Raw genomic sequence first — 19,500 nt, 5'->3', positions numbered from 1 at the left:
CTCGTGATTCGTCGGGAATGGTGGTGATGCTCGTCGCCGACCGGCCCTGGCGGAGACTGTCGTCTCCGCCAGGGGCACAGGCTGCTCCGGTTAGCTGCCGGAGGCTTGGTCGATGAGGGGAATGGAGGGATCGGTTCCGCTGGGTTCGCCAGTGGAGGGAAGGAGGCTCTCCGGGGTCTGGGTGGCAACGGTCGGCACGATCATATGTGCCTGCCCGATCTTCCGCATCTCCAAGTGCACCCGTCGATTCATATTGCGGCAGACGTCGCTCGCATCGACACAGAGCACGCCTTCTTCACCCAGGCTTACCGTCTTGATCTGGTTCTCGGCGACGCCCGCGCTCACGAGTTCAGTCTTCACTGTTTCAGCCCGCTTCATGCCCAGCTTCTTGTTGTAGCTGGCGGAACCCTGTTGGTCCGTATAGCCCTGGATCAGCAGGCCCCAGTCCCCATTCTTCTTGAGGATGTCGGCCTGCGCTGCGAGGATCGACTTGGCCTCGTCCGTCAGACCCTTCCGCCCGACTTCAAAGTAGAGATCCGTATGGACGGTGTCGGCGGTTCCGGTGGCGGCCATCTTGGTGATCGGTTCGCTGAGGGGGTTGGGTGGGTTCTGGTTCTTGAGCAGGCTGGTGACCTGGGTATCGGTCAGTTGGTCGTTTTGGCCGGTCGATGAGACGGCCAGGTCTTGGGAGTAGAACCAGAAGGCGGCGATGACGATGGCCAGGCTGAAGACCAGCCCGCCGAGCACATAGACCTCCTTCATGTCCTTATTCGGCCCCACGATGGCGGGAGAGATATTGCCTGACGATATGGACGAGGGCTTTTGCATGATGGCACTCCTTCTTGGGTAACGGTTATGGGTCATGGGTCAATGGTTATTGGGCTTCGAGTGTTTCGGGATGTCGCATCGTTCTGAATCCACCTCCTTTCCCATCCGCGATCGACTCGCCCGTTGGCCAGATGCTTGAGCAACCGGAATGCCGAATGTGGGAACGGGAGAACCTTGACGAGAAGTGAGGGAAATTCAGGGATTCGGAAGAAAGGGGGGGAGGTCGTGTGATGCGGGGACGGTTAAACCAGCAGGGGATGCGGGGAGGGACCCGCACGTAGGGGAAGGGGGCAGACTGGTCGTCCTCCTGCTCGCGGAACGCGCACGATCAGAATGTGCTCGTTCGATGCGCGCACTAGAGGATCGACCAGGCCACCCCCCCCGAGGAGGAAGGTGGGCGATATTGAAAGAATAGGGAGTGGACCTGTTGGTCCCCTGTGCTCGCGCAACGCGCGGCCTGAGAAGGGGAGGCGCAAGGGCGTGAGGAGCTTTCTTTGCTCCCGGAGCGCGCGCCCTCGGAAGGGCCTCGCTCGACGGCCGCAGTCAAAATCTCCTCACGCCCTTGCGTAGCTGAGCATTGAGCGAGAGAAGAAAATACGAATGGATGCGCGCCATAGAAGGAAAGGGGAGCCGCTAGGCGGTAGTGGGCCGGTTTGAGGTGTAGAATATGACTGGTTCGTATCTGCTATCCTCGAAGTCACCATAGGATTAGATGAAAAGGAGGCGGGGAATTGGCTGAGTGGGTGACGTATAAAAATCATCAGATTAAGGCATGCTCCCAACATCTCGGAGATGACCGGTGGATGCCCAAGGCGCTCGTATGGCTTTCAATGGGCGGCCGAGCGCCAATGAAAACCCTCCAGGGTGAGTCGCATGAGGTCAGCAATTCGGAAAGCAAGGCGAATGTGATTGCGCTTGTGAAAGCCAAGAAGTGGGTCGATCAGCATCAATAGGGTGAACCTGATTCACTCCTCCATCAGACCATCCTTCTTGTTCGCAGACCCCCCACGATAAACTGGCCGGATTAAGACCCTTGCTGAACCTTTGGGCCCGGAGCAGAGGAGGGGATGGAGGCTGATGATCTTCTGTGCTCGCGCAACGCGCGCCCTGAGAAGGGCCTCGTTGGACGCGCGCAGTGGAAGATCACACAGCCCCCATCCTAAGAGATAATAAGCTAGCTTGGAGGGAGGGGGGGGCCGCCAGGCCATCCTTCTTGCTCGCGGAACGCGCGGTCGAGGACTCCCCTCGTTCGACGCGCGCAGTGAAGGACAGTCTGGCGACTTCCCTGGCGAGACGGGAAGATCTCTGGTTATGAATAGGGCCTCGCTCGACGGCCGCAGTCAAAAGCTCCTCACGCCCTTGCTTGCTGAGCAAGGAACAGCGAGCACGAGTGGACGCGCGAAGTATGCCATTAACCAGACGTGGTAAAGTGGGCCATGTCCATCCTGCCGTTCACTCCTTGCCCCGCCACTGGAGACGCATTCATTGGTCGGCAAGGGCTTGTCAGGAACCTGCGTGGGCGCATCGCGAGGGGCGAATCGCTGGCGGTGATCGGCGGGCCGAAGCTGGGGAAGACCTCGCTGGTTCGCACCGCCTTGAAGGGACTGTCGGACCGCACAGTGGTCGAGGTGGATTGTGGCATATATCCGTCACTCCGGTTCGATGTGCTGCCCGGATCGATCGTGGTCCTGGACAATCTGGACGATGCCGACGGCCAGGCGATTGCACCATTACTCGCGCGCCTGTCGGCGGAGGGAACAGCCGGCCTCGTCGTAACCGGTGGCCGCCGACTACGGACGCTGCTGGGCCATTCCGGGACAGAGGTCGGCCTGAATTTTCGCCTGTTTCCCCTGTCAGTCCTGCTCGATGGGGAGACGCGACGACTGATCGGCAAAGACACGAGTCCTCACCTGGCCGCCTGGACGGGGAACCACCCCTACCTGACGAAGCTGCTTCTCCACTATGGGAGCGATGCCGTCGCGGTGGGTCGGTGTCAGTGGGAGCCATTCGTGCAGCGTCTGGCGGCGGAAATCGGCGAAGGCCCCGAGCGGCGGCTGTTGTGCTACCTGATCGAGTGCGGGAAGCCCGTGAATCCCATCAAGGCCCAATCCGACACCGGAATCCGAGACATCAAGGCGGTCGCGGACACACTCACCTACCTGGGCGTCATCAGTCGCTGGATTCGGAATGAAGAGGCAACGATCTTCGCTGGTTGTCGGCTGCTCAACAACTACATCACCGCGGTCTGAATTGGCGACGATAGGTAGCAACCAGGCTGCCCTTCTTGCTCGCAGATCGCGCACACAAAACGGATGGGAAGGGTGACCCGTTGATCTCCTGTGCTCGCGCAACGCGCGGCCTCAGAAGGGAATGGGGAAGCCGCCAGACCATCCTTCTTGCTCGCGGAACCCCCACGATGAAGCTGTGGTCGTTCGACGCGCGCAGTGAAGGACAGTCTGGCGACTCCCCCGCGGTGGAGATAGACGACCTGTAGATGTATGAATAAGTGCCTAAGGCTACGATTGAGCGTACGTGTGAATTGACCAGATTGAGGCAAGAGCATACACTCAAAACGCGGAGAATATTTAGATGTCAGTATGCAGTCTGTCTGGGCGTACTATGCAGGTCAGAATACTCAATAGATAGCTTGCACGATGAAGAGCCCATGGACTCTGCTCGCGATAGTTTCGGCATTACCGGGCGCCTATCTATCCTTCAGACGGTCGTTCATACGGGATCTCAAAGATCAGATGGTCGATCACCGCAACCCCGCAGGTGTGGGCGTGACTACTGTGTCGCGCACCTATAAATTTCTGGCCTACATCTTCATAGGAAACGAAAATCGGTGGCTCGAGCTATTTGATCCAACCTCTGAAACTAATCAAACGAAAGCAAAAACAGACAAAGGCGACGCCTTTCGCATCTTTGCGTGGTTTGTTTTGGCCTTTGCGTTCTCTTTTACGGCTTGGTGGTGTCGGTAGGCGGCTTAATCTTCAAACCTTTGGAGGTCATGTGAACCAAGCACATCTATTCCTGAGCCCAGTATTGGCGCTTTTACTCTCGGCATGCGCGGGGGCTACGCCACAGCAGAGCGTAGAAGGGCTTGATTTGTCCAAGAAAGAGCCCTCCTGCGTACGAGGATGCTCGACTACCTATTCCGCATGTATTCAAAAAGCTGGCATTACGGACAATCGGTTGATAGCAAATGACATCTTAAGAGCATGTGGCGGCGCGCTCAAAATATGCGCGGATACCTGCCCACCGATCCAGTGATTTCTCCGTCAAAAGTGCAAGCTGCCCCCACCTGGACCGAATGCCCTGATACGGACGATTAACGAGGACATTCTGGTTTTTTGCGGTAGGTGAGGATTAAGTTCGGCTGGAGTGGAAACAAAGGTGTCAACTTTATGTTCTGAAAATGGATCAGCCTCAGTGAGCACGTACCGGTGAGCTAATTATATTATCGCCCCTGTTAGGTAGAAGATGGACAGTCACCTGAATTGTTTTGCCCCGTACGAGAGGGCCGTCGAGTTGCCTGAGAACCAGTTGACGCGGACGCTACTTGTGGTGCTGTTCACTTCAGCGCCGCTCATCAGCGCGTTCGGCAGATGCGGTTCCGCAGCTTACTATGGAGTAACATTATGGAATTCATTTTAGACGCCATTGACAGCGCCTCACGACAGGGACAGTGCTTCCCGGCGGTGGTGACGGCCCTGACCGTTCCAGACATCGCCGGTGCCCTGGATTCGCCAGGGGCGGGGTCTCAGGCCCGCTACGTCAGCTGGATCGACGGTTGGTTTTCGCCAAGATTTCCAACGTATGTGGAGCACCACATAGATGGGGTCGCCCTTTACGCGCTCCGATGCAAGCTGTTGCACGAAGGGCTGAGTGATCCGTCGCAGGCACGCGCCGCGAGCAAGTCCGCAGCGGCTTTGCACAAGCGGCTTATCGCGTTCAACGTCGGGCCTCAAATCTCAATGCATTTGTGTACAAGCTCAGACGCAGCTGGTGACAGTTGGACAATTCTGCGAGCCGAGACCTTCTGCTCTGACGTCACTTCCGCTGCGAGAGACTGGATTGCGGCCAGAAAGTCTGACCCCGCTGCGATGCAAGTGCTCAAGACCTTGGTGGACATTCGAATGGACGTTCCGGGTCTATCGCGTGGCATTCCAGTAATCTGTGCCGTGATATGAATGCAAACGACCAAGGTACCCGTAAGCGCTGCCCAAAATGCAAAGAGTGGGGCCGTGCTTGACTTTGCATCTGAGGCAAAATAATAGGGACATTCTGAGGGCGAAACAAAGGGGGTCAGAACCCCTAGTTTTCTAGCGAAGGCCGGATGGTGTCCCTGTCCGCTCGATGGGATGTGAGCCCATTCAGGAAAGGCTGTTATGCCGACCCGCATAAGCACCCGCGATATAGCGAGGTAGAGTGTTGGAGCCAACGTGGAGAACACAGCACCTGATTAGCCGCCTAGGCTTTGCGGCGGCGTTGGTTGTGACGATGGTCGCCGTGGGTCAGCTGCTTCACGTCGCAGGCGGAGGTCAGGCGAGGTTGCAGCGCATTCCGACGCAGTTCATCGCGGCGTTGGGTGAGCCAGGAGCGACCTCCGGGAGCGGCGCGCAGTCGTGGGGTCTGTGGCGTCTGGACCCTGGCCCTCGAGGAGTGAATCTGAACAACTATGATCGGTTGAAGAATGCCGGTGGAGTTGCCCTAGCGGGCTGGAGATTCGACGGCGCAGACTGGTGGCTGGAGGAACATGGCTTGATCATGGAGCAGCCGGACTTTCCGGTCCCTCCTCGCAAATACCTGGTCACGGGTAACCGCGCGGTGACGGCTGTTCTGACCATTTATCCCGCCGACAAAAATGGTGATATGCGCTGGGAGCTCGATAACGGCGCGACGCTCTACGATGTGACGCACCTAGCCTGCCGCTCAGCGCGCTATAGACCGGCGGCGGGTGATGGATCCTGTTCGCCAGCAAACGTGCAGAAGACTGCGTTTCCAGTTGCTCCCGGAGGAGCGATGCCTCCGGTCCAGGGCTGCAAGAAGCAAGACTATTCGGTGCTCCTCGTGATCGGTGTGGGTGGGGAGAACTGAACGCCGGTGGCGCCGATAAGATTCGTCTCGTATAGCCGAAGGAAAACAACAGGGGCAGACTTCTTTGTTTTAGATCCCTGGCTTGTTTATGCCTTGTAGTGCTAGATCTCGCTCGAAAGGCCGGCGGCTGTCGTCGGCCGGTAAAGGCCAACATGTCTCTTCCAGGTAGGCCCGTTGATTTTCCAATTTGGAGGGGCCGCCGTGGTCTTGTCAACACGGGGATCTGTGGCGTTCTGGGTCTTCTGCTTGCTTTTGGTCTTGCGGAGTTCGTCGAGCGCAGCGTTGTTGTCCCTGGATGTGCGGGCTATGGTCAGAGCCACGGCATGACGTACATGGACTATAAGATCTACACGAACAGCAAGCACGAGAGCGGCGCATGTATGTTCAGAACAGACGACGGACATATGGAAGACGTCTCCTTCCGCGAGGCACTTTCCTTTTTCGCGGACCTGTGGTTGGGCATCGCCTTCAAACTCGAATTGACCGTCCCCTCGTTCATTTTGCTGCTCGGTTTGGCGCGATCGATCCCGTATTTCATCGAGGCACGCCGCGAAAGGCTGCGCATTCCCGCAAGTCACATACCAACCCAATAGGGGACAAGCTTCAAGCTGGGGAGAAAATAAAGGGGGCAGACCTCTTAGACTTTGACCATGAGCAGCCACCACTATACAAAATTAGTTCATGAGGGGCGATACGCCGCTGAGGTTGAAGTGGACTTAATTGACACGGATACCGGATGGTCTCCGTACCTCTCGCTATCGGACGCGCAGAAACTGGATGATGTGCGCAAAGCGTTGCGAGGTGGAGATTTGAAACGAGCGAGTCAACTGGCACGGGTGTTTCAGCTTCTGCCTGTGAATGTCTAAGCGACAGGCAAAACAAATTGAAACAAAGGGGTCAGACCCCTTAAACATAAGCTGCTCCTCATTCATCACTCATCGTTCATCGCTCACCCCTCAGCGTTATCCGCTGAGGAACAGGGTTGTCTTGACCTAGAGCGTACGACGATATTATGATCGATCGTGAATTGGTAGGGAGGTCCATCATGGCCATGACGACGATTTCGCCGAAATTCCAAATTGTGATTCCCAAAGAAGTGCGGGAGAAGCTCCATCTTGCCCCAAGCCAGCGGTTGCAGATTGTGGAAAAGGGCGGAGTCATCACCCTGGTGCCGGAAGTCCCGTTGAAGTCGCTTAAGGGTGCGCTCAAGGGCATGTCTAAAACGGATCTTCGGGAGAAGAAGGACCGATTGTGAAGGTCTTGCTGGATTCCAGCGGATGGATTGAATTCTTCACGGGCGGACCACTCGCCGAAAAATATGCGCCCTATCTCACCTCTCGGTATCAGCTCATCACGCCGACCATCGTGCTGTATGAGGTCTACAAAAAGATCAAGCGGGAGCGAGGGGAGGAGACGGCGTTATTGTTCGCGGGACGGCTCAGTGCCACCCAGGTGGTTCAATTGACAGAGTCGATTGCCCTCCTCGCTGCCGATGTGAGCTTGAAGCATGGTTTAGCGATGGCCGACGCAATTGTATATGCAACCGCCCGGGACCAAGAGGCTGAGGTGGTCACAGGCGATGCAGATCTGAAGGATTTGCCTGGAGTGGTCTACGTCAAGTAGCTGTCCGAGGCAGCCCTCTATTCTAGCGGCAATAGGATATGAAAAGAGGCCCAGAGTCTTTTCTTAATTCGTAGGATGCTCAAAAAGTTCGTTCAGCAAGGCCGCAGCGAGTGAAGGGCCGAGGCGTACCCGTAGGGTACGTTGAGGGTCTGAACGATGCGAGAACGAAGCTGGCGGACTTTTTCAGCATCCGACCAAAGGAGTAACGTCATGGCAAACGAATCGACGCGCCGGGCTTGGCGCGAGTTGGGGTTTTTCTGCGGTAAAAACGATGCGGCGAAGGAATGGCGCATTGTCGGATCGGTGGCGGGGTTGCGGAAGTTCGCGGCTGAAATCCGGGCCTACGGGTCCAATCCGGCGAACGATCGGCTGTCGGAATATGCCCAGTTCGGACCGGCGATGAATCTCGAAATCGGCACCTCGCATCAACCGGAAATTACCGAGCAGTGGATCGGTGGCCCAGTGGCGGATCTGCTCCGCCTCGCGACCTTCATTGAGCGGAGCGTGCAAGCCAATGTGGTCGGGAAGTCCGTGGCCCTGCGCTCGAATTTCTCGCCCATGGCACCCTATGAACTGATCCTGGACGTGCGCGACGACGCCTTCGATCCTGCCTCCGCCGACCCAACCTGCCAGTGAACGGGGGGATGGGGAAAGGGGCCTGGTGGTAGATATACGACAGAATTTTCAGTAAACTTACCTCCCAACCTTGAGATCTGTCAGTATCTAGGCTACGGATCTGCTCAGGAGATTTTCATTATGGCTGAACTCGCAGAACGTATTACCGTCAATCCTGCACAGTGCGGAGGGCGGCCCTGTATCCGTGGCATGCGGATTCGGGTCATCGACGTCCTGGACCTGCTTGCCACAGGACTCACTCAGCAGCAAGTCCTCAAGGAACTGCCGGATCTCGAAGCGGAAGACATCTCGGCCTGCCTTCGCTTTGCCAGTAGTCGGCTCAATCACCCAATCCTCGCTGCGTGAAGATCTGGCTCGACGCGCAGATTTCTCCTGATATCGCTCAATGGTTTCGTGCGACATACGGCGTTGAGGCCTTGCCGGTCAAGGACTTGGGATTGCGCGACGCAACGGATCGCAACATCTTTCTTGCCGCGCGCAAGGCGCAAGCCGTGGTGCTGACGAAAGACCGCGATCTGGTCGATCTTGCTGCCCAGCTCGGCTCACCACCGCAGATTCTGTGGGTCACTTGCGGGAACACATCGAATGCGAAGCTGAAGGAGATACTCACGCAGGCTTGGCCTTCAGCAGTCATTCTTCTCGTGGCAGGCGAAGCAGTCATTGAAATCAGTGACATAACGGTCTAATCGAGCCGCTATGAAGATCCTGTCTGTTACACACAACAATCGTAAAAGATCGTTCCTGGTGAAGGCATCGAGGAAGCTGTTCCAGCTTCCCTACTCGAAAGTCGAGCCTCAACCCAGTGCCGCCGATCCGATTGCCCGGGTCTTTGTCGATAAAGAGCTTGGGAGCGAAGGGTTTACCTATGTATTGGAGTCGGGCAAGGAAGGAACGGTCCACGGTGAGCAGGTGTTGGAATACAACCAGGACCCGCACTACTTGTGGGATACGCTGCTGTATAAGCTGACGATCGAGGCACAGAAGCGGGTCGAGGCGAGTCCCCTGTCGAAGCGTGAAATGATCAGACGGCTTGGAACTTCAGCCACGCAGTTCTATCGTCTGCTGGATCAGACGAACTACCGCAAGTCGGTCGACCAACTCTTGTCCTTGCTGCATGTTCTGGATTGCGAGGTCGATCTTTTGGTGCGAGCCAAGACCGCTTCAGGAAAAGCAGCATGAGGAGGGACTGGACGTCGAGTGCAAGACGGCCGGCACGCAAGCGCACAACAAAGGCCTGAGCACGAGAGTGTGATCCTGTCGATGGGGGGTGGGCTCGCGGACTAAAAAGCCTGAGGCTCGGGGTTTCGATCGCAGTTCGGATTGCCGCGATAGGAAAACAGTAGGTCTAGATTGTTCAGCCGGGTAATTTCGAGAGGTGTAAGCCCGTGAGGTGGAACGTCATAGGCGTTTGCATACCGCTTCCTGCCCAACATAATCCACTCCCGATAGAGCCCGCAGATTTCAGTCTGAGCCTCAGCCGATCCCTGCGGCCAGGGCCCGCTCGGTCTTGCTTCGACACCCTTCCCTGTATAGGTTCGCTCGTAGACTAACGGAGGCGGTTGGATGTCGAGGGGGCGGCAATCGGACCGCTGCGGGCTTTCAGTATAGGTATCGCCGTCGACATTGGGGCAGGCGTAGACCTCAGCCGAGGATTCGTTCGGTGTCAGGAGTAGGAGTAGGAATAGGAATAGGAGAAAGAGGACATACATAGAAGGCGCCAATCTTTACCTGCCCAGGAATCCCGATGGCTTCGTTCTAGTTTAGCACCATGTGGTCAGTTGGCTTTCTGTGCGTAGGCCTGTTTGACCAATGCTTCGACCGACTTGAAATGCCGATCCGGCAGATTTTTGAAGCGTCTCTTGCAGTCGGCCAGTGCCTCCTCCACCGTCGCGAATGGCTGGATGGTGGCTAGGAGGTGCTCATAGTAGTCCATCAGCTTGAGTTCGACCGTTCTTGTGAGAGAGGGGTCGCCAGCCAACGTGGCCGCTGCCTGGGCCTTGTCGCCCTGTGTGTCGACCAGTGCCTGGAAGCAGAGGCCCTTGAGCCGCTGTGTGACCGTGCTCCTGTCCCACCCAAGGGCCTTGGCTGTTGCCTGCATGTCGAAGCCATTGAGGCGGAGGCAATCGAGCACGGCTGCATCGCCGGCGGGCTCCGGCAATATTTTGGGTGTGCGCGCGCGATCTGACGATGTGGTGGCTGTCGCCGGCTGCAATCGAAGATCGTCTTTTGTCAGCAGGGGCCGCTCGGCGAGCGCGACTGCCTGTTCGAGACATTGGCGGAGTTCTCGGACATTGCCTGTCCACTCATGCTGTAGCAGCGCGTCGAGCGCGTCCTGCGTGAGCTTCGGGGCTTCCCGCCCCAGCTGCTGGGCTTGGCCGGTCAGGTAATGTTCGGCCAGCAGGCCGATATCGTCTTTTCGGTCATGCAATAGCGGGAGCCGAAACACTAAACCCTTCAGCCTGAAGTACAGATCCTCCCGGAACCAGCCCTCGGACACGCCTCGCTGCAGATCGCGATTCGTTGCCGCGACTACGCGGACATCGACGGTCGTCGGGGTCGTCGCGCCGACGCGATAGAAGGTTTTTTCTTGGAGCACACGAAGCAACTTGCCTTGATGTTCCAGGCGCAGATCGCCGATCTCATCGAGAAAGAGCGTGCCGTGATGCGCCAGCTCGAAGTACCCGCGCCGATCCATCGTCGCGCCGGTGAAGCTGCCGCGCACATGGCCGAACAGTTCGCTCTCAAAGAGCTCCGGTGAGATGGCCGCCATGTTGACGGCGATGAAGGGTTTGCCGGATCTTGGACTCAGCAGATGGATCGCGCGCGCGAAGAGTTCTTTGCCTGTGCCTGCCTCGCCCAGCAAGAGCGCGGGCAACTGAGACTTGGCGCCTTTCTTCAGATCGCGGAAGAGCCCGAGCAGGTGATGGTTCTGCGTGACGATGCCGAGTCTGCGGCATTCGTCGCGCAGTTGTTCCAACTCTGTATCCCCCAGCTTGGTGCTGCTCTCGGTGACGGCGCGCAGCCCCGCCAACTCGCGACCCAAGTCCTCTAGTTGTTGTCTGGCTGCTTCTTCCTGCGCCTGCACATCGGCCAATTCTGTTCGCAACGTTTCTGCGGAGCGTGAGAGATCTTGCTGTAGGCCGGTCGACTGGGCGACGGCGGCTCGTGCCTGGTCCAGATCTTCTTGCAGCGCCTCGGCCCGGTTCTCACGCAGGACCAGGGCCTCGCGGACTGCCACGGCTTCCTGCTGGACGCGAAGCATGTCACGTTCGAGCAGGACCATCCGTTGACCTGCCGTGAGGTGAGTCCAGACGGTGGCGCCGACGAACACGAGGGCCAAGGCGCTGAGCGGCAGGGCCAGGGGAAGCACCAGATGCGCGAGGGCCAATGCCGCCACCAGCAGGCATCCGTAGGCGAGGACGACGGCTCCTGCGAAGAGGAAGGACCGTGATCCACCTGTATGCAGCAGAAACCAGGCCACGAGGCTTGCGAGCAAGAGGGTGACGAAGCTGCTGCTTGCCAAGCCAAGCCGGCAGACCCGGTTGTCGGTCAGGAGCATGTTGAGCAGATGGAGGTGGATCGTAGATCCGGAGACGGACTGGCCCGTCGGCAAGAGCCATGTGGCCGCCGGTGCTGGATCGGGGAGGAAGACGACGACTTTGTTTGTGAACCAGCTCTCGAGCCGTTCATCTTGATGGGATTCCAGGGCTTCCCAGAGGGAGGCGAACGACAGGGTGGGCAGGTTGCCCAAGGAGCCGTCTCCTGCATAGTTCACGAGGGCCATAGTGCCGGTCTGGCTCGTCTGGGGCTGCGTCAGTGTATATAGTGCCAGTCCGAATGCTGGAACAGACGCTGTGCCCAGTTCTGTAAACAGAGGCACTATACGTGTGACGTGGTCCTGGCTTGGGGAGACCAGGAGGTGGCTGAGGGCCATCGCCTCCGAGGCGAGCGGCGACTCGGGCTCATAGGGATAGACGACAGGCCCCGCAGTTCTGGTAGCTTCCAGGAGCAACGCATCGCTGGCGGCGCCGCCGAGCTGTGCCTGGCTGGGTTGCGCGATGCGATGGTCCAGGCCGATCGCTTTCGCTCCGCTGTTATGTGCTGCAGTGATGAAGCGGGCGAGGACCGCCCGATCCCATGGGCCGGTTCCGAATTTCGTTTCGCTGGCTTGATCGCGCGTGATGAGGAGGAGAGAGGAACTGACCGGGACTGGCGCGCGGTGCCGGAGCCAGGTGTCGTAGGCCGTCCAATCCAACGCGGTGAATGTCGCAGGAGCGAGGGCCCCGAGGCTGAGCACCAGAACCGTCGCACCCAATCCCATGGCGCCGGCTTGGAGCCAAACTGATTGGAGAAAGAGGCGCCATGTTTGAGAGAAGTCTGACATGCGGCTATGGCTGCAAGGAGAGTTCGTCCATCACCGCCTTGACGTCCTGCTTCGGTAAACCCCGAACGGCTGTGATCGCTTTCTGTCTGTCGGGTTTCATGCCGAGGCCCTTGCCATAGATACGAGCCAGAATTTTCTTGGCAGGCCCAAATCCCTCGCCGGCCGTGGCCTCGAAGCAGGCCAGAATTTTCTTGTCGAAGGGAGGCAGGGATGGTTCCCAGCCCGCTTCATAGAGTCGGGCGAGTTCGGTCTGCGCCATGTCGCTGAGGGCATAACATTCTTGGAGCAGTACCGGGACGGCATGGTCCGTTCGATTCTGCTTCAGCAACGTTGTCCCTAGGGTTTCGCTGTCGCCGTTGCGTGCGAGGTCGGGAAAGTTCTCCCAGATCTTTTCCCGATAACCTTGAAAGGCCTTCAAGGCTTCAAGGCGGCTCTGTTCCGGTTGGACCGGCGAGAGGGCTTGGCGGCGAAGGATGGACAAGGTGGATGCCGCCGGCTGATGTCCGAATTCCGCCGCGTTGGTCCACCAATAGACGGCGAGCGTTCCGCTCTTGGTCACTCCCTGGCCTGCACGATAGGCATTGCCAAGAAAAAACTGCGCCTGCGGGATGCCGCTCGCGGCCGCTTCTTCCATGAATTGCGCGGACTCCTGGTCGCGTTTGGCTAACTTGAGCACGAGTGCCAGGCGGTAGCGGGCGTCGGGAAAGGAGGGCTGCAGCTCCAGCGCTTGCTGGTAGGACTGAATCGCTCCTTTGATATTGCCGGTGGTGTAGTAGGCGGTGCCGAGATTGTAGTGGGCTTGCGTCAATTCCGGATTGAGTCTGGCCGCTTCCTTCAATTCCATTACCGATGCGCGCCAGTCTTGTTTGGCCATCAAGGCCCTGCCGAGCTGGAGATGCCCCAGGGCATGGTCGGGCTTCAGCGCAATAGCGATGCGGCATTCGTCGATCGCGGTATCCAGATCGCCGATCCGATAGAGCGCCTCGGCTAACTTGAGCCGGTCGTCAGCGCTCTGCGGAGACAGGCGGACGATTTCGCGCAGTTCCCCTAGCAGACTGACGGCATCGTCTCGTTCGTGAGGCTGCAATTCTGGAAGCTGGAGAGGCGGTGCTGCCGAGGGTGGTTCCGTCGAAGCCTGTGGCGTCTGATTGTCAGGCGTCTCCGCCAACGACGAATCGATTGAGTGAAGCCAGGCGCAGGATGCAAGGAAGAGGATCGCGAGAACCAATCGGCGCTTCATTGAATCGTGTGGCCCTCCAGCTGCGGTGACGAGGCCGATAGTATAACGTATTGGGATGAGTGGGAACAGCTCCCGGCCTGCAGCCTGCGACGACTTCTGACAGCATCTGCAACTGTTCTAGTATGCACATCTCTGCAGTGGCGTAGTAGTTTGTCAACTACCTGCTAGGGGAGATCCGGCGTGGGCAGGTCCGGTGAGCGTCTGAGCTCTGTCTGAATCCGATGGATCTGCTGCTGCAAGTCGGGTGGCGTCAATGGTGCGACGTCATGCGTGATTCGCCAGACCGGCTCAAGCGGGGCCGGGTCGGTATGCAGTCGGGGAATCACATGCCAGTGGATGTGGGGAAGTTGATTGCCGAGGAGTTCGTAATTGATCTTCTTGGCCTCATAGACCTGCGCGACAACTTTGGCGATGAGGTTCACTTCCTCCATCAGCATAATTCGTTCCGTGGGAGCCAGGTGAAATAACTCTGTTGCATGGCGTTTGAAGACGATGACGGTCCAGCCAGGAAAGAATTGATCCTGATGCAGATAGGCCTTGGCGAGGCCGAGATCGGCGATGAAATTGTCTTCTCTGGGCCAGGTGCCTTGGCAGGCTTTGCACGTAGGGTCGGTCATGGCTGGCTGGCCTTACGCCATTCCTCTTCTGTGACCACGCCCTTTTTGATCAACAGCTGAATCAGCTTGTCGACGGAATTGCGGCTGGCTGTTGTCGGACTCGTTCCCGGCTGGGACGAGGCAGCCTGGGGTTGTTTGGGTTCTGGCGGCGGTCGTTTGAGTCCGAACACCTTGAACGAGGGGGTGAAGACGATCATGTAATCTTTATTGCGGAGGCGTACGCTGGCCGGGAGGCTTAGACCATGGGGCAGCAGGTCAGGCGCCGACCCAGCCGGGATTTGGAAATAGGGTTTCCCGTCCTGCGTTTCTCCATCCTGCCCCAGGACGTCCATGCGGCTCAGGATGGTATCGCTGTTTAAGTTTTCCCGGGATTCTCCACCGATGTTCGTCACCTTGTCGAGGACGATAAACAGGGAATCGCTGATGAGTGTATCGGCAGAGAGGTTCTTGACGCTCACATCGTAGCGGTACTCGCTGTTGAAGTTATCCCGTCCCTTGAGGGTAATGACGACGGCGGCTTTGTCGGTGACATCCGTGAGTTGATCCAGCGGGCTGGCGTGGCATGCCGGCGCCAGTGGCCAGGATAGACTGAGGAGAATCGCTGCCACTGTCAGCTGCCAGACTGCCCTGTGTCTCGACATGGTTGCTTCCCCGGATTGCGCGACGCGACGCGCGCGTGCCTGGGTTGAGCATAACAAAGATCGCGGCGTTGGGCGAGCCTTTGTTGCCCTGCGCGCCTTGACAGGCTCTTTCCACGAACGCTATCCTCGCAAGAGTATCCGTTGCGCTCAACCCTTCCACGTCACCACACATGACATCTATTTCACGACGCGCTCCGCTCTTGGTTCCCCGCGCTCTTGTCACGCCGCTCATGGCGCTCTACGACTACCCGCATCCGCTTCACCCTGGCCGGATCATTCGCGGGTACGATCGGCCGCATGCCATTCGAACGGCGCGGATGTGCGCCGCGGTCGCTGCGGCTCTGGGCCATGGGCCTGAGCGGGTCCGCCAGTATCAGATCGCCTGTTTGCTACATGATCTGGGCCGTGCCGGGCTCGATCGCCAACTCTTCGGGAGGATCTGGTCCTGGGCCAAGGAACGAGGGATTCCGACGAGACCTCGGGAATGGAGAGCGGTCCATCAATACACGTCCTACGGACGAGAGACGGAGGCCTTTCTCCGTTGTTATGGACAGGATCTTGAAGCCGACGGCATCCCGATGACCGCTTGGGCGAAGGAGCAGGTCGAGATGCGGTTGGGTTATGCGCGGCGGCTGGCCCGCCGGCTGCGTCTGGTTCGGCCTGCCATCAAGCGGATGGGGATCACGTGGGTGCCGTGGATGCAGCAGGTGATGCTCTATTATTACTACCCTGAGAAACTGGCGGTGGCCAAACCCTGGGTGCGGCAGTTGGCGGAGATTCTCGTCGCCTGCGAGCAATTTGAAGCCTACAGCAATCAGCGGCGCGGCAGGGATTATTATGTGCGGAACAAGGAAACGTTGATCGATGCCTTTGCCTATTTGGAGACGTTGCGGGCGGAGGGCATTTTGAGCAGCGCGGTGATGGAGGCGTTACGCCGGTTGACGGCGCAAGGCGAGTTCGATGCAATTCTGGAGGAGGCTCGCGGCTGTGCCTTCACGAGTGGCGAGCGACGAGCCCTCCGGGCGATGGAGGCATAATATGGCGGTGAAAACGGTCTCCTTGCGTCTCCCCATGCAGGGGAACAGCCAGGTCGAAAATATGACGAAAGCCGTGGCTGACGCCCTCGCCGGCACGAAGCTGCTGGCCGGGATCGTGACGGTATTTGTGAAGCACACAACGGCGTCGGTGATGATCATTGAAGATGAACCGGGGATCAGGGCCGATACCAAAGCATTCTGGGATCGGGCGGTGCCGGCCGATCCAGCCTGGCAGCACAATACGAGAAATGCCGGGGAGGACAACGGGCACAGTCATCTGCGAGGTCAGCTCCAAGGGCCGTCGGTCACCATTCCCTTCCTCGACGGGGCAATGTTGCTGGGGACATGGCAACAGGTCGTCCTCGTCGATTTTGATACCAAGCCTCGCACCAGGGAACTCATTATCCAGATCATGGGTGAATGATGGCGATGCAGGGGCGAGTCTTGATCTCGGGAATCTTGCTCGTCAGCCTCTGGCCTGCCCTGTCGATGGCGGAGTGGGGGAAGCCGCTGGGCGGGTCCTACGACGGGCCTGAAGGCAAGCCGCGCGTGGTAACACCCTTGCCCGCCGAGTTGGGCGCGGATGAGCGGGCCACCATGGCCGTGTTCGAGCGGGCGACCAAATCCGTGGTCTTTATCGCCAACACCGCGATTCAACGAGACCCCTGGTCGTTTAATCTTTTTGAAACCCCACAAGGTTCCGGAACGGGATTCGTCTGGAATAAGCAGGGGCACATCGTCACCAATTTTCATGTCGTCTACGGGGCGAATTCGATCACGGTGACCTTGGCAGACCGGACGGAGCATAAGGCCACGCTCATCGGCGCCGACCCCGATCACGATGTGGCGGTGCTGCAGATTCGTGCACCGGAAGAGACGCTGTCGCCCCTCACCGTCGGGATGTCGCAGGATTTACGTGTCGGACAGAAAGTCTTGGCGATCGGGAATCCGTTCGGCCTCGATCATACGCTGACGACCGGCGTCGTGAGTGCGCTGGGTCGAACGATCAAGTCCTTGACGAATCGGACGATCGAAGGCGTCATTCAGACCGATGCCGCCATCAACCCTGGCAACTCCGGCGGGCCGCTCCTCGATAGCGCCGGGCGGTTGATCGGCGTGAACACCCAGATTATGAGCCCCAGCGGGGCCTTCGCGGGAATCGGCTTTGCGGTGCCGGTCGACACGGTCAATCGGATCGTGCCGGAGTTGATCAAGCATGGCAAACTCATCCGCCCGGGGCTTGGAGTTTCGCTCATTCCCGATGCGATGGCGAAGCGGTGGGGCATCAAGGGGCTGATTATCGGGAAGGTGTCGCGTGGAAGCGGAGCGGAGCTGGCCGGGCTGAAGGGGGCGCGTGAAACCGCCACCGGACGGGTGGAATTGGGCGACATCATCACGGCAGTCGACGGCAAGCCAGTTGCAACTTTGGACGAACTGATGGATGTCATGGAACGGCACAAAGTCAACGACCAGGTGACGGTTGAGATCCTACGGGGAACCAATCGGGAACGCGTCTCCGTGACCCTCCAAGCCGTCAATTGAGCGGCAGTGATAAGCGGTAATCCGAACGGCGGCTATGCTAGGATCATGAATCTGTTCGGTATGGAGGACCACTGATGAGCGATCGCCGATCGAGTAAGCCACAGGACCCGGAGCCCAACGGGAAGACAGGGGATGTTGCGAGTCCCGCGAAGGGTGTGGGATCCGATCCACTTGAACTCTTAGAAGAATGTCTCGCTTTATTTCCCGAGAGTGATCCCCGCCAGAAGATTCTCTACAAACTGCGCCATACCATGATCCTTGGGCAAGCGGCGCAGCAGCAACGGGACGTCGAGCTGAAAAAAGTGGCCGACGTCATCGCCAAGCTGACGGCACCGGCCAATCGTGTCGGTACCCTGCTTGAAGTGCCTGGTGAAGGCCTCGCGCGCATCCTGGTGGGAGGCGCGGAGTATTATGCGTCGGTCGACCCGCGGGTGCAGGCTGCCGAATTGAAGATCGGTGCTCAGATATTGGTCAACGATGCCTATGCGGTGATCAAGGTCTTGGGGTATGACCGCAATGGGCCGGTGTTCAAAGTGGCGGAAGTCCTGGGGGACGGGCGGCTTCGTTTTGAGCATGAGATGGGGCGGCAGGTCTTGATCCTTCAGCGGTCGAGCGACCTTGCCGGTGTGGACTTGAAGGCCGGCGATGAAGTACGCATCGATCCCAGCCTCCATGTGGCGATTGAAAAGATGGAGGATCGGAAAGCCACGTCTCACCTCCTCGACGAAGTGCCCACTGTGACCTGGGAGCAGATCGGCGGACAAACGGAAGCCATTGCGGCCATTAAAAAGGCCATCGAATATCCCCTGCTCCATGCGGACACCTTTCAGCGGTTCAAGTTTACGCAACCGAAGGGTTTTTTATTGTATGGCCCGCCCGGCTGCGGAAAGACCCTGATCGGGCAGGCGGCCGCCGCCAGTCTTTCGAAGCTGGTGGGAGCGTCGACCCAGGCGACAGCCGGTGCGAAGGGGGACAAGCCGCCGGTGACTCGCGGGGCGTTCCTCCATATCAAGGGGCCTGAGATTCTGAATATGTGGTTGGGAGAATCGGAGCGGATGGTCCGCGATCTCTTCGCCCAGGCCCGTGCCCGCCGGAAAGAAGGGGCCTTGCCCTTTATTTTCATCGACGAGGCGGAATCGGTGCTCGGCACGAGACGGGCGTCTCGCTCATTCAATATTTCCAGCACCCTGGTGCCGATGTTCTGTTCTGAGATGGACGGGATCGAGTCGCTGCACGATGTGGTGATCATTCTGGCGTCGAATCGCCCGGATCTCATCGATCCGGCCGTGCTGCGGCCTGGGCGTATCGACCGCAAGATTAAGGTGAGCCGCCCGAATCGTGAGTCTGCGGGCGCGATTCTGAACGTGTACCTGACGGATGATCTGCCGCTGGATCGGCAATGGGTAGATCAACATGGCGGGGACCGCAAGAAGGCCTCTGCCGACCTTGTCGAGCATGCGCTCTCAGCGGTGTTCTCGCGCAACGATGAGAATCGGCTGCTGTCGATCAGACTCCGAAGCGGACAGAATAAGGTCCTCTATCGGAGCGATCTGGTCAGCGGGGCGATCCTGGCTTCGATCGTTCAGCGGGCCAAGGAACAGGCGATCGAGCGGGTGATTGCGGCAGGCGGGTCAGACCAGGGGGGCATGACGCTGGACGATCTGGTGAATTCCGTGCATGCAGAATTCCGGGAGGGTGAGATGTTGCCGCCCGACGATGCGGCGGAAGAATGGCTGAAGCTCCTCGATCACCATCCGGAGCAAGTCGTAGGAGTCTCTTCGTTCCGGAGAGGGCGGCAGGCAGAAGAGAAGTTGGTGGGACAGATTATTTAAGTGGGCAGATGGCAGGGGGC

Annotated in this window: 22 protein-coding genes; 16 read left to right on the top strand and 6 right to left on the bottom strand. The window is 58.6% G+C overall.

Features of this window, described 5'->3' with window-relative positions; all coding sequences use genetic code 11:
- Positions 1 to 90 precede the first annotated feature (90 nt).
- Positions 91 to 828, bottom strand: a complete 738-nt coding sequence (locus Q7U76_02755) for an OmpA family protein (GenBank protein ID MDO8355296.1) — start codon at positions 826 to 828, stop codon at positions 91 to 93.
- 1,421 nt (positions 829 to 2,249) lie between these two features.
- On the opposite strand from Q7U76_02755, the gene Q7U76_02750 reads away from it, so the two are divergent.
- The 12 genes from Q7U76_02750 to Q7U76_02695 all read left to right on the top strand — a co-directional run bounded on the left by Q7U76_02750 (position 2,250) and on the right by Q7U76_02695 (position 9,366).
- Positions 2,250 to 3,077, top strand: coding sequence for a hypothetical protein (locus Q7U76_02750; protein ID MDO8355295.1), 828 nt, complete (start codon positions 2,250 to 2,252; stop codon positions 3,075 to 3,077).
- Positions 3,078 to 3,482: 405 nt separating this feature from the next.
- The gene (locus Q7U76_02745; protein MDO8355294.1) at positions 3,483 to 3,809 is read left to right on the top strand and encodes a hypothetical protein; all 327 of its coding nucleotides are present in this window, start codon (positions 3,483 to 3,485) and stop codon (positions 3,807 to 3,809) included.
- Between the two features lie 660 nt (positions 3,810 to 4,469).
- Positions 4,470 to 5,021 (top strand): hypothetical protein, encoded by a 552-nt coding sequence (locus Q7U76_02740; GenBank protein ID MDO8355293.1) that lies wholly within the window; start codon positions 4,470 to 4,472, stop codon positions 5,019 to 5,021.
- 238 nt (positions 5,022 to 5,259) lie between these two features.
- Complete coding sequence (locus tag Q7U76_02735; protein ID MDO8355292.1) at positions 5,260 to 5,928, top strand: hypothetical protein; 669 nt, start codon at positions 5,260 to 5,262, stop codon at positions 5,926 to 5,928.
- 332 nt (positions 5,929 to 6,260) lie between these two features.
- Positions 6,261 to 6,521 carry a hypothetical protein gene (locus tag Q7U76_02730; protein ID MDO8355291.1) on the top strand — a complete coding sequence of 87 codons (261 nt, stop codon included), beginning with the start codon at positions 6,261 to 6,263 and terminating at the stop codon, positions 6,519 to 6,521.
- Positions 6,522 to 6,578: 57 nt separating this feature from the next.
- Positions 6,579 to 6,794: a hypothetical protein gene (locus Q7U76_02725; protein MDO8355290.1), complete on the top strand. Its 216-nt coding sequence runs from the start codon at positions 6,579 to 6,581 to the stop codon at positions 6,792 to 6,794.
- Positions 6,795 to 6,973: 179 nt separating this feature from the next.
- Entirely contained in the window at positions 6,974 to 7,183 is a 210-nt protein-coding gene (locus tag Q7U76_02720) for an AbrB/MazE/SpoVT family DNA-binding domain-containing protein (protein ID MDO8355289.1), read from the top strand.
- A complete protein-coding gene (locus Q7U76_02715; protein ID MDO8355288.1) occupies positions 7,180 to 7,551 on the top strand; it encodes a type II toxin-antitoxin system VapC family toxin in 372 nt (123 codons plus the stop codon). Before Q7U76_02720 ends, Q7U76_02715 begins: the two co-directional genes overlap by 4 nt.
- A gap of 210 nt (positions 7,552 to 7,761) precedes the next feature.
- On the top strand, positions 7,762 to 8,187 hold the full coding sequence (locus Q7U76_02710; protein ID MDO8355287.1) for a hypothetical protein: 426 nt from the start codon (positions 7,762 to 7,764) through the stop codon (positions 8,185 to 8,187).
- A gap of 120 nt (positions 8,188 to 8,307) precedes the next feature.
- Positions 8,308 to 8,532, top strand: a complete 225-nt coding sequence (locus Q7U76_02705) for a DUF433 domain-containing protein (GenBank protein ID MDO8355286.1) — start codon at positions 8,308 to 8,310, stop codon at positions 8,530 to 8,532.
- Positions 8,529 to 8,873 (top strand): DUF5615 family PIN-like protein, encoded by a 345-nt coding sequence (locus Q7U76_02700; GenBank protein ID MDO8355285.1) that lies wholly within the window; start codon positions 8,529 to 8,531, stop codon positions 8,871 to 8,873. The genes Q7U76_02705 and Q7U76_02700 overlap by 4 nt, the downstream gene beginning before the upstream one ends.
- Positions 8,874 to 8,883: 10 nt before the next feature.
- Positions 8,884 to 9,366, top strand: a complete 483-nt coding sequence (locus Q7U76_02695; GenBank protein MDO8355284.1) for a helix-turn-helix domain-containing protein — start codon at positions 8,884 to 8,886, stop codon at positions 9,364 to 9,366.
- A 101-nt stretch (positions 9,367 to 9,467) separates the two neighbouring features.
- Here the strand turns inward: Q7U76_02695 and Q7U76_02690 are convergent, their stop codons facing one another.
- From Q7U76_02690 to Q7U76_02670, 5 genes are all read right to left on the bottom strand, one after another.
- Complete coding sequence (locus tag Q7U76_02690; GenBank protein MDO8355283.1) at positions 9,468 to 9,896, bottom strand: hypothetical protein; 429 nt, start codon at positions 9,894 to 9,896, stop codon at positions 9,468 to 9,470.
- Positions 9,897 to 9,961: 65 nt separating this feature from the next.
- Positions 9,962 to 12,571: a sigma 54-interacting transcriptional regulator gene (locus Q7U76_02685; GenBank protein ID MDO8355282.1), complete on the bottom strand. Its 2,610-nt coding sequence runs from the start codon at positions 12,569 to 12,571 to the stop codon at positions 9,962 to 9,964.
- 4 nt (positions 12,572 to 12,575) lie between these two features.
- Positions 12,576 to 13,811, bottom strand: coding sequence for a tetratricopeptide repeat protein (locus tag Q7U76_02680; GenBank protein ID MDO8355281.1), 1,236 nt, complete (start codon positions 13,809 to 13,811; stop codon positions 12,576 to 12,578).
- A 164-nt stretch (positions 13,812 to 13,975) separates the two neighbouring features.
- Positions 13,976 to 14,428, bottom strand: coding sequence for an HIT family protein (locus Q7U76_02675; GenBank protein ID MDO8355280.1), 453 nt, complete (start codon positions 14,426 to 14,428; stop codon positions 13,976 to 13,978).
- The gene (locus tag Q7U76_02670; GenBank protein MDO8355279.1) at positions 14,425 to 15,069 is read right to left on the bottom strand and encodes a hypothetical protein; all 645 of its coding nucleotides are present in this window, start codon (positions 15,067 to 15,069) and stop codon (positions 14,425 to 14,427) included. The genes Q7U76_02675 and Q7U76_02670 overlap by 4 nt, the downstream gene beginning before the upstream one ends.
- Positions 15,070 to 15,239: 170 nt before the next feature.
- Here Q7U76_02670 and Q7U76_02665 point away from each other — a divergent pair, with 170 nt between their 5' ends.
- From Q7U76_02665 to Q7U76_02650, 4 genes are all read left to right on the top strand, one after another.
- The gene (locus tag Q7U76_02665; GenBank protein MDO8355278.1) at positions 15,240 to 16,106 is read left to right on the top strand and encodes a hypothetical protein; all 867 of its coding nucleotides are present in this window, start codon (positions 15,240 to 15,242) and stop codon (positions 16,104 to 16,106) included.
- A 1-nt stretch (position 16,107) separates the two neighbouring features.
- Positions 16,108 to 16,530: a secondary thiamine-phosphate synthase enzyme YjbQ gene (locus Q7U76_02660; GenBank protein ID MDO8355277.1), complete on the top strand. Its 423-nt coding sequence runs from the start codon at positions 16,108 to 16,110 to the stop codon at positions 16,528 to 16,530.
- Positions 16,527 to 17,648, top strand: a complete 1,122-nt coding sequence (locus Q7U76_02655) for a trypsin-like peptidase domain-containing protein (protein ID MDO8355276.1) — start codon at positions 16,527 to 16,529, stop codon at positions 17,646 to 17,648. Before Q7U76_02660 ends, Q7U76_02655 begins: the two co-directional genes overlap by 4 nt.
- A gap of 74 nt (positions 17,649 to 17,722) precedes the next feature.
- Entirely contained in the window at positions 17,723 to 19,480 is a 1,758-nt protein-coding gene (locus tag Q7U76_02650) for an AAA family ATPase (protein MDO8355275.1), read from the top strand.
- Positions 19,481 to 19,500: the final 20 nt, after the last annotated feature.

Source organism: Nitrospirota bacterium, assembly GCA_030645475.1.
Taxonomy (GTDB): domain Bacteria; phylum Nitrospirota; class Nitrospiria; order Nitrospirales; family Nitrospiraceae; genus Palsa-1315.
This window is presented reverse-complemented; position numbering and strand designations above follow the sequence as displayed.